We start from the raw sequence: 12,401 nt of genomic DNA, 5'->3' as shown, positions 1-12,401 counted from the left end.
CAGTCCCAATACTTCTCTTTCCCGCTCCGTCAGTTCTTTCAGCTGCTGATCCTGGATCTTTTGCCGGTGATACTGATTATAAATGATCGGAACAATGTCCTGCGAAAAATAAGTGCCGCCATCCATGATACGATGAAGTGCTTTCAGCAATTCATCCCGCCCGGCATTTTTCAGGATGTATCCGTCTGCCTCTGCCAGTACCGCTTCTTTAACGGCTGTTACATTATTGTACATGGACAAGATCACTACCTGGATATGGGGGAACTGTTCCTTTATCATTTTACACAAATGCGTACCCGTCAGCAATGGCATACTGATATCCGTCAGCAGCAACTGGAACTCCCCTGGCTTTTCAGCTATCATTTCATAAGCATCCTGGCCATTGTTTGCTTCTGCAATTACATTATAGGATGTTTCCGCCTTCAGCATGTTCTTTATTCCATCGATCATCATCTGATGATCATCTGCTATTATGATATTCATGCGCTGCTTTTATTTTTCAGGAATACTGATTTCGATGGTGGTGCCGGTCATTTTTTCCGAATCAAGTTTAAGGTCTCCGTTAAGAAGGTCCACCCGCGCTTTTACATTCTTCCACCCGATCCCGGTAGATTTTTCAATACTGCCGGGATCCATGCCACGGCCATTGTCTTTCACCAAAATGAAAATTTTCCGGTTCTCCTGTTTCAGGGAAAGATAAATTTCGCTTGCCTGTGCGTGACGGATCATATTGCTTACCACTTCCTGGATGATCCTGTAAACAGAGAGCTCCGTTTCTTTTGCAAAAGGATAAGTCCTGATGGAATCGTCAATATCTGTTCTCATGGCTGTACCGCTGCCGGTACTGTTTATCTTATCGGCCATGCTTTCCAATGCCGGAACGATCCCGAAATTCAATTCTTCTGGAATGAGATTATGAGAGATCACTCTTACTTCTTCGATAGCGCGGTCGATCAGGGACAATGTATTTGTTTGAGCTTCATCTGGCCTGGAAAGCGCAGAGAGGTTCATTTTAGCCAGTGAAAGCATTTGTCCTACACTATCATGCAGATCACGTGCGATCCTGATACGCTCGTTCTGTTCGCCCTCAAACAAAGCCGCTGTAGCCAGCTTCTCTCCCTTGTGTATTTCAGCTATCAGCTTTTCCTGCATCTTATACCGCTTGTTCCTGTAGTACATGAATGCCAGTAAAGTGCTTATCAGGATAAATACCATTCCTCCGATTATCCAGGACTTCTTCTGCTTCAGCTCAAACTCCTGCGACTGTATCAGTTTTTGCTGCTTCTCTGTTTCGTATTTCGTATTCAGTTCAGACAGCTGGTAATTTTTCTGTTGATTCACTACACTGTCGCGGTAACTGGTGTAAAGTTTATGATTCTCCCAGGCTTTTTTGAAATCACCTGCGCCTGCATTAAAATAAGAAAGGGAGTAATAATAATCTTCCAGCTTATTGTATTCTCTGGATGCCTTTGCATAAAGGGCAGCTTTGGCAAAATAAATACCTGCCCGGTGTTGGTCATTGATCCTTTCGTAGATCTGTGCGAGGCTCAGGTATGCTCCGAACCAGTTGGCAGAATCAGTTTTAGCAGGTAAGTACCTGATGGATTCTTCCGTGTATCTGATACCACTGGCTGTATCCCCCATTTCAAAATATACAGCGCCCAGGTTTTTGGTGCCTTTGAAAAGACCAATGGAATCACGGGCAGTTTCCCGTTGTTTGAGTGACAGGTGGAAATTAAGCAGGCTCAGAGAATCCTTTTCCTGCATGTAAAAAACGTTTGCCAGGGAGTTGTAGGAATTGGCCAGCCCGATGGCATCGTTCAGTTTTTTATTGGCGTCGATCGCTTTCTGCGCATACTGTTCAGCAGGCTCGTAATTCTCTGTTTCCATGTAAACAGCTGCCAGGTTGTTGTAATTGGTGGCAATGATACTTTTCGCATCAATCCTTTCCGCCAGTTGCAATGATCTGAAGAAATATTCTGTTGCCTTTACAAAATCCCCCTTGTAGAACCAGGTATTTCCGATATGCGATAAAGCCTGCGCTATTTCAACAGAATCCTTACTGGTTCTGACTTTCTTTTCCAAAGAATCAAGAGGTGCTATTTGCTGGGACCGGCTGGAAACCGAAATAAACAACAAAAAAAGCAGGGGTATAATTTTTTGCATACGGTATAAAAAGTTGTCTAATACATGTCCAAAATATCACATTTGCCTGTAACTAATTTATTATCATAGCATTTATTATATCCCCATGCTTTTCACACCGAGGGTTTCCTGTTGATCCCAACCTTGATCACTGACTGATTCTGGCTGATAATGTACCCGTGGATGGCCCCCCACCCGCTTGTTTAATGGCTATATCTTTAAGTGTTGCACTTGCTTTGCCGTCTTTGAATTCGTATGAGATCTGCTGCGTGCTGCCTTCGAGGGAATACCAGGAAGTATTGCTGAGCCCTGTTCTTGGATCACCGAAGGTCTGTGCCTGGATAGCCACACAATCAGGATGCCCGGAAAGCTTCTCTACTGAAGTCACTTTATAAACCCCGGAAGGCGGCGGCCCCACAGTCACGAAATAAAGCGTAAGTGTGCTGTTGGTGCCAGCGTTCCCTGATGGCTGATTCTCTTCACTTGTTGCCACCAGCATCTGGTATACATTAGTCTTCAGCCCGATCGTCTTCAATCTGTAACTTCCTGATTCAAATCCATCGGGAGTAATGGACCATGTATTGACGGCAGTGTCATTCTTATTATTCTCTTTCTTACAGGATATACAAAGTATAAAGGCTGAAAAGAAAAGGATGATTATATTTTTCATTGCCTGATGCGTTTGTGTTTTGAAAATTTCTATTGTTTCAGTTTTACGAGCTCCATATGATATCGTGGATCATCCGCTTTGATGATGCTGGTTCCCAGCGGATACACCAGTGCATAAAATACACCATTGATATTCCTGCAGGTGCTGATGGCAACACTTCCGTTGTATAATTCATTCAGGCGCCCAAGCTCCCTGATGCCAGCCAGTCCTACCGTATAAAGGATCGTATACTGTGTCCCAACGCCGGGCTCAGCGTATTTTTCTTTGGTAAAAAGGGTATACAGGGTACCGTCAGCTGTCAGACGGTTTTCGAGGTATTTGTTAGCTTTGAATTGTTCTGAAAAGACATTATTTGGCTTGAACCTGTCCAGCAACCCTTTAGAAAGGTTCTGATCGATGCTGGTATTACGCCAGAGCAGTTTGCACTCTCCTGTAGTTTTATTCCACCGGAAGCAATGGAGCTTATTGATCTTTGTACTGTTGATATTTTCAAAGCCAGCCAACACAAATGTTATTACATCCTGCTGTACATCATAAGCCACCAGTGATTCCGTTTCAATACGCAGTTCCGTTGGTTCCACACCATCAATTGTACCCTGCGAAAAAACCTGGAATTGATTCGGCTCGGCAGCATACATATCAGTCAGCATTTCAATAGCCTGAAATTTCACCAGCGTTCCTTCTTTACAGATATGGAAATTGCAAGGCTTTCCCGCAGCAGAAGTGAACGGGATCGTCATCAGTGTTTGTACCGCTCCCCTTGTTGTCAGTACATTGGCTTCCTTCATGAAAGGTATGGTGGATGGAAACCTGGAATAATACAAATGGGATAATCCTATTTTATCGGTTGACGCAGCTATAAAATCTCCATTTGCATTGTAATTGAAATTGAATTCTTTATTGTTATTCCTGGTAAGCCTGCTTTGTTTGATATTGTTTTCATCATAAACATCCACGGATTCAAGGCCCACAAATTCAGTAAAAACAGGAATGGCGCTGTTAGGAATGAACTGACCGTAAAAAGTGGCGCGTTTGGCGCCTCCCTGAAACTTAAGCCTGGTGCCACTGCCCACATTTACATCATTGCCTTTAAAAACAGCTTTGGAGATTACGGTTATTGGGTCTACATGCATAAAATTAGCGCCATACAATACAGAGAAGCTATTATTACCGGTTGATGCGAGATCATAAGCAATCATGAAATTGGATGACACATCGCCTCCTTCTGCTTTGGGATAGGTGATGGTATTAACATGCTCCCACCCGGTGGAAGGATTCAGCAGCCAGGTTTTATCCTGGTCCACGGGTGGCGTTTCGCCATCGTCATTTCCTTTTGTACAGGAATTAAGAAAGCTCAGTAACAGGACTGATAAGAGTAGCGGGGTGAACTGTTTCATGGTGTTTTAGAATTTGAAACAAAGTTCCCCCGGTGGAAAGGACTTTACTATAGGGACCTATTTCCTATTTGATAGGGATATATACCTATAAGACTTACCTGTTGCGGGTTTTACTTTTAAATAATCAACAAAAAAAGCCCACTTTTTCAAGTGGGCTGTCAGCTGTTTTTTATTTTATTTATTTCGCCGTCAACGCCTCTCCTTCAAACACTATTCCACTCCATCCATGTTGAATAAACTGCCTGATATTCTGATGATCTACCGCCTCCGGGGTGCCCAGTACCGCCTGATAATGCTCCGCAAACAGGAACAATGTATCTTCTTTACTTAACTCATTCAGTTTCGCAAAAGCAAACACCCTTGCACTACCCTGGTTCTGGGTTGGTTCATTATATGTTTCTCCGTTCTTAAATCCTGCGGGCTGGTGCTGATACCGCGCATCTATAAATTCCAGCACATCTTTAAATAAAATGGAATTGGTCTTTAGTTTCTCTATTAGTTCAGTTACCTGTTCCTTCATTTGAATAAAATTTACTGCGCGAAAATAACCATTTATCGCTCGTCCCAAAAAGCAAAAACCCGCTTCGATCAAAGCGGGTTTTCTATTTCAAAAAAGCTGTGATTATCCTTTATTAAAGATATTCCTCCATACATCCAATCCCAAAGCATACGCCATCAGTGCCAGCAACAATACCAGTCCCACCATCTGTGCGTATTCCAGGAACTTCTCCCCGGGTTTTCTGCCTGTGATCATTTCATATAATGTGAACATTACGTGGCCACCATCCAGCGCAGGGATCGGCAGGATATTCATGAAGGCAAGCACCATGCTGAGCAGGGCTGTCATCGTCCAGAATCTTTCCCAGTCCCACTGATCAGCGAACATATTACCAATGCTGATGAAGCTGCCGAGCGATTCACTGGCTTTAACCTCATCAGAAGTGAACAGCAGTCTGAAATTCTTTACGTTCATGGCAAGTGTTTCCCAACCTTTGCTGATACCGGCAGGAATGGCAGCAAAGAAGCCGAACTTCTGATCGAAAGCCCCTGCTTGCTTGTACACATCTGTATTGAAACCTACAGCCGCGTTGGTATCTGTTTTGGCACGCACCTCAACGGTATCTGTACCCCGAAGCACCTGGAGGCTTACTTCCTGGCTCTTCATGCCGCTTTTGGCTTTCATGAACTCATCGAAGTAGGTAACAGGAGTGCCGTTGAGGGCCAGGATCCTGTCGCCTTTGATGAGACTGTCTTTCGTGAAGTTGGTCACGCGTTGCACCACGGTGTCCACCACTGGATAAACCCGGGGTTCCACCAGTTGGGCTTTACGCTTGATCAGGCTGTTGATGGTGCCTTTGGGAACGGGAAGATTAACCTCCTGGCCATCACGCAGTACCTGGATGCTTTGCGCCTCATCGAGGATCACGTCCTTGGTGAGGGAGAAGAAATCATCAACGGGCTTGCCATCGATGCTTACTATTTTGTCACCGTTCTTCAGACCCACTTTTTCGCTGATCGGGTTGACGGCAATACCATGTTCAAGATTTTTGATCGGTAATCTTCTTTCGCCCCATACAAAAAGGATCATGGCGAAGAGCAGGAAGCCGAGAATAACGTTTACGGTAACGCCACCGATCATGATGATCAGTCGCTGCCAGGCCGGTTTGCTGCGGAACTCCCAGGGCTGGGGTTCCTGCTTCATGGCTTCTTTATCCATGCTTTCGTCGATCATACCGGAGATCTTTACGTACCCACCAAGAGGCAGCCAGCCGATACCATAAACGGTATCACCGATCTTCTTTTTAACGAGAGAGAACCAGGGATCGAAGAAGAGATAGAATTTCTCAACTCTGCATTTAAACCATTTTGCCGGAAGAAAGTGGCCCATCTCATGCAGCACTACCAGGATGGACAAACACAATAGTAACTGTACCGCTTTAATGCCTACTACTGCCCAATCGATTGCTAACAATGTTATCATATATTCAGAATCCAGTTATAATTTTTTGAGTGACTGATCCTTAAGTTTTCAATGTACGATTAAAAACGCTGAAATCATTACTTATCAGCCTTCCCGGCTTTCCGTTAAAATAAATTCCCAGTTTCTTAACGTAAATCAGGTGTCCGAACTATTGAAAATCAGAGTTTAATTGCCGAGGCAGCAAAATTACGGGCTTCCGCATCGCTCTCAAAATACTCATCCAGCGTAGGATGCTCTATGAAAGGGATGGCTTCCATGGTCTTCTCGATCAGGTCCGTCATATCCAGGAAACTGATCCGGTTACGCAGGAAAGCATACACGGCAATTTCATTGGCTGCATTCAGCACGCAGGGCAGGTTGCCGCCTTTGAACAGTGCATCAGTGGCAAGAATGAGGTTGCGGAATGTTTTGGTATCCGGCTCCTCGAAAGTGAGTTGAGAGGGCTTACGGAAATCATAACGCGGAAAATCATTGGGGATCCTGCTGGGGAATGCCATCGCGTACTGGATAGGGAGCTTCATATCAGGCAGGCCCATCTGCGCTTTGATGCTACCATCCTCAAACTGCACCATGCTATGGATGATGCTCTGTGGATGCACCAGCACGTTGATCTGTTCAGGCCTGAGGTTGAAAAGCCATTTCGCTTCGATCATTTCCAGTCCCTTGTTCATCAGGGTGGCAGAATCGATGGTGATCTTGGCGCCCATATTCCAGTTGGGATGCTGCAAAGCGTGGTCACGCTTTACATTCACCAGGTAATTCGGTTTCTTGCCGAGAAAGGGGCCACCGGAAGCGGTGAGCACGATCTTCTCGATCCGGTTGCGCGTTTCGCCAACCAGGCATTGGAAGATGGCTGAGTGCTCGGAGTCAACAGGGATCACCGGGGCGCGATGTTCCACCGCTTTCTGCATCACGATATCTCCGGCCACTACCAGGGTTTCTTTGTTGGCAAGGCCAACAGCCTTACCGCTCTCCAGTGCTTTCAGCGTGGGGCGCAGGCCAGCGAAACCAACGATGGCGGCCACCATCATATCATAACAATCCATGGCTGCCACTTCTTCCAGCGCCTGCTCTCCGGCAAACACTTTCACATCGGTAGCGGCCAGGGCTGCCTTTACTTTCTGATATTTTTTATCGTCGCCGATCACAACAATATTCGGGCGGAACTGCAGCGCCTGTTTGATCAGTAACTCATCGTTGCTGAAAGCGGTCAGTACTTCTGCGGTGAACTTGTCAGGGTTAGACGCAATCACTTCCAGTGCCTGCGTACCCACTGAACCTGTAGATCCAAATAAAGCAATACGTTTCTGAGGAAAACTGTTAGACATGAGTTTCAAATAGTAATTGGTCAATCTTCTGTTGAAAATACAATCGCTTACTCTACGAATGATTCAAGAGCTGTGGCGATCCTACGGTCGTTGCTTAAACGGGGCACTTTGTTCTGTCCTCCCAGCTTTCCGATGGATTTCATATAATCGATAAATCCATTTTTCTTCACAGAACGGATATGTAACGGTAAAAGTATGTTACCGGTGATGAGGTCATTATAATATATATTCTTCTGACGCAGGTAGCTATCTACCCGGTCAGCGAACCTGCTCATATCAGCCGGCGCATTCTCAAACTCAATGAACCACTCGTGATAGGATTTACCCTTACCCTGGTGCACAAAAGGCGCTACGGTGAACTCCGTGATATGCACCCCTTCTTCTTCTGCCGCCTTGATGAGGCTGTATTCCACTTCTTCCCCGATCACGTGCTCGCCGAAAGCGGAAATGAAATGTTTGGTCCTACCGGTCACCACCAACCGGTAAGGGTTGGTAGATACAAATTTCACGGTATCGCCGATATTGTAACCCCAGAGGCCTGCATTGCTGTTAACGATCAGGGCATAATTCTCTCCCACTTTTACATCCTTCAGGCTGAGCCTGGTAGGATTGGCGGAAAAAATCTCACCTGCCGGAACGAACTCAAAAAAGATACCACTATTTGTATTCAGTAATAATCCTTCGGCATTCTGGCTGTCCTGGAATGCAAAAAAGCCTTCCGAAGCAGGGAAGGTTTCCACTGCTGCTATTTTCTGCCCGATGCTGTCGAACAGCTTCTGGCGGTACGGTTCAAAATTCACGCCGCCATGCACCAGCACGGAGAAATTGGGAAAGATATCCTTTATCTTCTTTCCGGTTTTTTCCATGAGGCGGTCGAAATACATCTGCATCCAGGGTGGAATGCCGCTGATGAGCGTCATATCCTGTTTGATGGTTTCGGCAACGATGGCGTCCAGTTTGGATTCCCAGTCTTCAATACAATTGGTTTCATAAGAGGGCAGCTGGTTACGGCGGAGATAGCTGGGTATATGGTGGTTCACAATGCCGCTAAGCCTTCCGGTGGGGATGCCTCCTACCCTGTCCAGCACCGGAGAGCCGGAAAGGAAGATCATTTTACCATCGGTGAACTGGCTGTTGCCGCTTTCTGCGATATAACAGAGGAGGGCATTACGGGCCGAGTTGATATGATTTGAGATGGATTCTTTGGAGATGGGGATGTATTTCACCCCGCTGGTGGTGCCGGAAGTTTTGGCAAGATAGATGGGCTTGCCTTTCCAGAGCACGTTGTGTTTGCCTTCCTTGATCTTTTCAATATAAGGCTTGAAGAGCTCGTAATCGCGGATGGGAACGGCCTGGAGGAATTCTTCGTACATGGAAACCTGCTCCAGCTTATGGTCTTTACCGAATTCAGTGATCTTAACGGTCTTGAGGAGTTCTTTAAGGATACTCTCCTGATCTTCCACCGCAGTGTTCATTCCCTTCCTGATACCTTTATATATGTAGTGGGCAAACGGTTTTGCCAGTAAAGATTTGATCTGCATGATTCCGTTGAACGTTAAAAAACAAACCTACGTCAATTCACCAAATGAAACAAAGGTTTAAAGGGGGAGTTTGGATGATTTGCAAATCAGAGAGTTTGTACATGCAACTTTCGGGACATGAGTAACATCTTTATATTGCGGTCTGTAACGGGCCGCCCCTTTTTATTCCCTCCCTTGAACCGGGACAAAACTATACTGAAACGGGCCTGATTATCATGTTTTTGCACATATGTTAATAATCAGGTCCTCTTTATTTGAAAAAAACCTCGCCTAATTCCTTCATTATCTGTTGCATTTCCCTACCTTTGCACTCCTAATTTTTGGAAACTTATGTTCGCAGTTGTTAAAATAGCAGGCCAGCAATTCAAGGTTCAGAAGGACCAGACTTTGTACGTTCCCCGTGTTGAGGGTAACTCCGGTGATAATGTATCATTCGGCGAAGTATTGCTGACAGACACCGATGGAAACGTATCCGTGGGCGGTAATGTAAAGGCTACCGTTAAAGCCGAGATCCTTGAGCAAGTACAGGGAGACAAAGTGATCGCCTTCAAAATGAAGAGAAGGAAAGGCTTCCGCAAGAAGCACGGTCACCGTACCCAGTATACCAAGATCAAAGTAACAGAAATCGCATAAGCAGCCAACGGTGACCTCCGCACGAAATGCTGTTCATGAATTTCATGAGCGCAGGTTGTGCTGATCACCTGATCTGTTTATTCATCCATTACAAATTCTCAAACTCTTTTATCATGGCACATAAAAAAGGGGAAGGTAGCGTAAAGAACGGTCGTGACTCACAAAGCAAACGCCTTGGCGTTAAGATCTTCGGTGGTCAACCTGCTATCTCCGGCAATATCATCGTTCGTCAACGTGGCACACAATATCATCCTGGAAAAAATGTAGGAGTTGGAAGAGACTTCACGCTTTTTGCACTCAATGATGGTGTTGTTGAATTCAGAAAGACGAAGGAAGACAAGACGATCGTGAGCGTAGTGGCAATGGCATAAGAGATGCCATAGCGCTTTTTTGTCATTATTTGTGAAATTTTTTTTGGTGGTTTGAAATTAGTTTATACTTTTACCTTATAAAGTTTCTATTTACTAACCGTTAAATTCACAAAACAATGGCAACTAAAAAAGCTGCAAAGAAAGCCGCTCCAAAGAAGGCTGCAAAGAAAGCCGCTCCTAAAAAAGCTGCAAAGAAAGCTGCTCCTAAGAAAGCTGCAAAGAAAGCTGCTCCTAAAAAAGCCGCTAAGAAAGCTGCTCCTAAGAAAGCTGCTAAGAAAGCTGCTAAATAAGAGTTACCTCTTTGGAACGCAGAACATATCAAGTCCCGGAGTTTCTCTGGGACTTTTTCTTTGTATATATCCAAGCCCCCTCCTCTGAAAGCCAGTCACAGTAAGAGTTTCAGCATCCCTTCATTGCAAGCATCTTCGTTCCCGTTTTTTTTCTTCCTCCTCCTTCCCTGCACCAGACAAAGTATAAGCATTGACCTTTTCAGCGAACCTCTCCAGAATCGCGTAAACGATTTTTCTTTTTAGCAGGGTGCGTATACTTCATCCTCCCCGTTTCTTCTTTCATCATCTCCGTGCCCGGTTCATTGCGGAGTACCGCTGCCGTTTCCTATTTTTGTTGCATCATGACTATCGACAACTACTATATCGCCGACCAGTTTTCCCTCCTTTCCAAACTTATGGATATCCATGGAGAGAACAGTTTTAAGTCGAAATCCTATTCTTCCGCCGCCTTTAACATAGAAAAACTGCCCCAGCAACTGTCAGATATACCCGCAGAAAAACTGGGCAGTATAAAAGGGATCGGAGATTCCGCCGCCAAAAAGATCATAGAGATCCTGCAGACAGGAGAGCTGGCTCAACTTCGCGATATCATCGCCAACACACCTCCCGGAGTTATTGAAATGCTCAATATAAAAGGACTGGGTCCGAAGAAGATCGCTACGGTGTGGAAGGAGATGAATATAGAAACTCTTGGTGAATTATTGTACGCCTGTAACGAAAACCGCCTCACTCTTTACAAAGGCTTCGGAGAAAAAACACAGAAGAACGTTCAGGATGCCATAGAATTCTATTTCCGTAATCAGGGCAGTCATTTATATGCAGGGATCGAAGCCTATGCACTTAATGTACAGAACCTGCTATCCACAGCATTCCAGGATCATCAGTTTGCACATACCGGCGCCTTCCGCCGCCAACTGGAGATCATCGACGAACTGGCCTGGGTAACCACCGCCACCAGCGATGCCCTCCAACCTTTTTTTGAAGCGAATAATTTTGCAGCAATAGAAAGCACTGAAAACACGCTCACGGTTAAAGGATCAGAAAACATTCCACTGAAATTCTACCTGGCAAAACCAGATAATTTCCACGCTACCCTTTTCAGCACCAGCAGCAGCGAAGAATTCAGCCAGGCCTGGCAGGCATTACCCGGCGCACTGGAGTCAGCCACACAGACCTTTACTTCCGAAGAAGCCATCTTTGAATCCGTAAAGTTGCCATATATCCACCCTGCACTGCGGGAAACCGCCGGGATACTGCAACGCAAAGAATCCAATGTCAATCTTATTCAGCCTTCTGATATCAAAGGCATCATTCACAGCCATAGTAAGTGGAGTGATGGCTCCAATACTCTGGAAGAAATGGCTAAAGCCTGCATCGCGCTGGGCTACGAATACCTGGTGATCAGCGATCACAGTAAAAGCGCCTTCTATGCCAACGGTCTCCATGAAGAACGTATCCGCGAACAGCACCACGAAATCGATGAACTGAATTCAAAACTGGCGCCTTTCCGCATCTTCAAAAGTATCGAGTGCGATATCCTGAATGATGGTTCACTCGATTACTCCGATAATATACTCTCCACTTTTGACCTGGTGATCGCTTCCGTACACTCCAACCTGAAAATGACTGAAGAGAAAGCAATGAGCCGTTTGCTTGGAGCAATAAAAAATCCTTACACCACTATACTTGGGCATATGACAGGCAGACTATTGCTGAGCCGTCCGGGTTATCCCGTAAACCACCAGCAGATCATTGAAGCCTGTGCTGAACATCAGGTTGTGATCGAAATAAATGCACACCCCCGCCGCCTGGATATCGACTGGAGATTTGTTGCTGAAGCGATGGCAAAGAATGTAATGCTTTCCATTGACCCCGATGCGCACACGATAGATGGATATGCAGATTGCAGATATGGAGTTCTATCCGCACAGAAAGGTGGATTAACAAAAGAAATGAACCTGAGCAGCTTCAGCAGAACAGAACTGGAAGCGTATCTGACTGCCCGCAGAGCAAGGTTTTCAATCTGATTTTTTGAATAACCCTCC

General features: G+C 45.5%; 12 protein-coding genes. 4 read left to right on the top strand and 8 right to left on the bottom strand.

Annotated features, from left to right (window positions below):
• From ACTHMC_RS03870 to ACTHMC_RS03835, 8 genes are all read right to left on the bottom strand, one after another.
• A partial coding sequence (locus ACTHMC_RS03870; RefSeq protein WP_440410974.1) for a response regulator occupies positions 1–483 on the bottom strand: 483 nt, incomplete at its 3' end.
• Positions 484–492: 9 nt separating this feature from the next.
• Positions 493–2,085: a tetratricopeptide repeat-containing sensor histidine kinase gene (locus ACTHMC_RS03865; protein WP_440410972.1), complete on the bottom strand. Its 1,593-nt coding sequence runs from the start codon at positions 2,083–2,085 to the stop codon at positions 493–495.
• 208 nt (positions 2,086–2,293) lie between these two features.
• A complete protein-coding gene (locus ACTHMC_RS03860) occupies positions 2,294–2,815 on the bottom strand; it encodes a hypothetical protein (protein WP_440410971.1) in 522 nt (173 codons plus the stop codon).
• Positions 2,816–2,844: 29 nt separating this feature from the next.
• Positions 2,845–4,212: a hypothetical protein gene (locus tag ACTHMC_RS03855; RefSeq protein WP_440410969.1), complete on the bottom strand. Its 1,368-nt coding sequence runs from the start codon at positions 4,210–4,212 to the stop codon at positions 2,845–2,847.
• A 178-nt stretch (positions 4,213–4,390) separates the two neighbouring features.
• Complete coding sequence (locus ACTHMC_RS03850; RefSeq protein ID WP_440410967.1) at positions 4,391–4,732, bottom strand: HopJ type III effector protein; 342 nt, start codon at positions 4,730–4,732, stop codon at positions 4,391–4,393.
• A 102-nt stretch (positions 4,733–4,834) separates the two neighbouring features.
• A complete protein-coding gene (gene rseP / locus ACTHMC_RS03845) occupies positions 4,835–6,193 on the bottom strand; it encodes an RIP metalloprotease RseP (protein ID WP_440410965.1) in 1,359 nt (452 codons plus the stop codon).
• A 158-nt stretch (positions 6,194–6,351) separates the two neighbouring features.
• The gene (locus ACTHMC_RS03840) at positions 6,352–7,521 is read right to left on the bottom strand and encodes a 1-deoxy-D-xylulose-5-phosphate reductoisomerase (protein ID WP_440410963.1); all 1,170 of its coding nucleotides are present in this window, start codon (positions 7,519–7,521) and stop codon (positions 6,352–6,354) included.
• Positions 7,522–7,568: 47 nt separating this feature from the next.
• Positions 7,569–9,062 (bottom strand): GH3 auxin-responsive promoter family protein, encoded by a 1,494-nt coding sequence (locus ACTHMC_RS03835; protein ID WP_440410962.1) that lies wholly within the window; start codon positions 9,060–9,062, stop codon positions 7,569–7,571.
• Positions 9,063–9,392: 330 nt separating this feature from the next.
• Between ACTHMC_RS03835 and rplU the strand changes: the two genes are divergently transcribed.
• From rplU to ACTHMC_RS03815, 4 genes are all read left to right on the top strand, one after another.
• On the top strand, positions 9,393–9,695 hold the full coding sequence (gene rplU / locus ACTHMC_RS03830; protein ID WP_440410960.1) for a 50S ribosomal protein L21: 303 nt from the start codon (positions 9,393–9,395) through the stop codon (positions 9,693–9,695).
• 113 nt (positions 9,696–9,808) lie between these two features.
• On the top strand, positions 9,809–10,066 hold the full coding sequence (gene rpmA / locus ACTHMC_RS03825) for a 50S ribosomal protein L27 (RefSeq protein ID WP_440410959.1): 258 nt from the start codon (positions 9,809–9,811) through the stop codon (positions 10,064–10,066).
• A gap of 116 nt (positions 10,067–10,182) precedes the next feature.
• Complete coding sequence (locus tag ACTHMC_RS03820; protein WP_440410957.1) at positions 10,183–10,356, top strand: hypothetical protein; 174 nt, start codon at positions 10,183–10,185, stop codon at positions 10,354–10,356.
• A 341-nt stretch (positions 10,357–10,697) separates the two neighbouring features.
• Positions 10,698–12,383 carry a helix-hairpin-helix domain-containing protein gene (locus tag ACTHMC_RS03815; protein WP_440410955.1) on the top strand — a complete coding sequence of 562 codons (1,686 nt, stop codon included), beginning with the start codon at positions 10,698–10,700 and terminating at the stop codon, positions 12,381–12,383.
• Positions 12,384–12,401 lie beyond the last annotated feature (18 nt).

Source organism: Pseudobacter sp. (assembly GCF_051955275.1).
GTDB lineage: Bacteria > Bacteroidota > Bacteroidia > Chitinophagales > Chitinophagaceae > Pseudobacter.
Note: the sequence above shows the minus strand (reverse complement) of the source record. Positions and strands in the feature narration are given on the sequence as shown.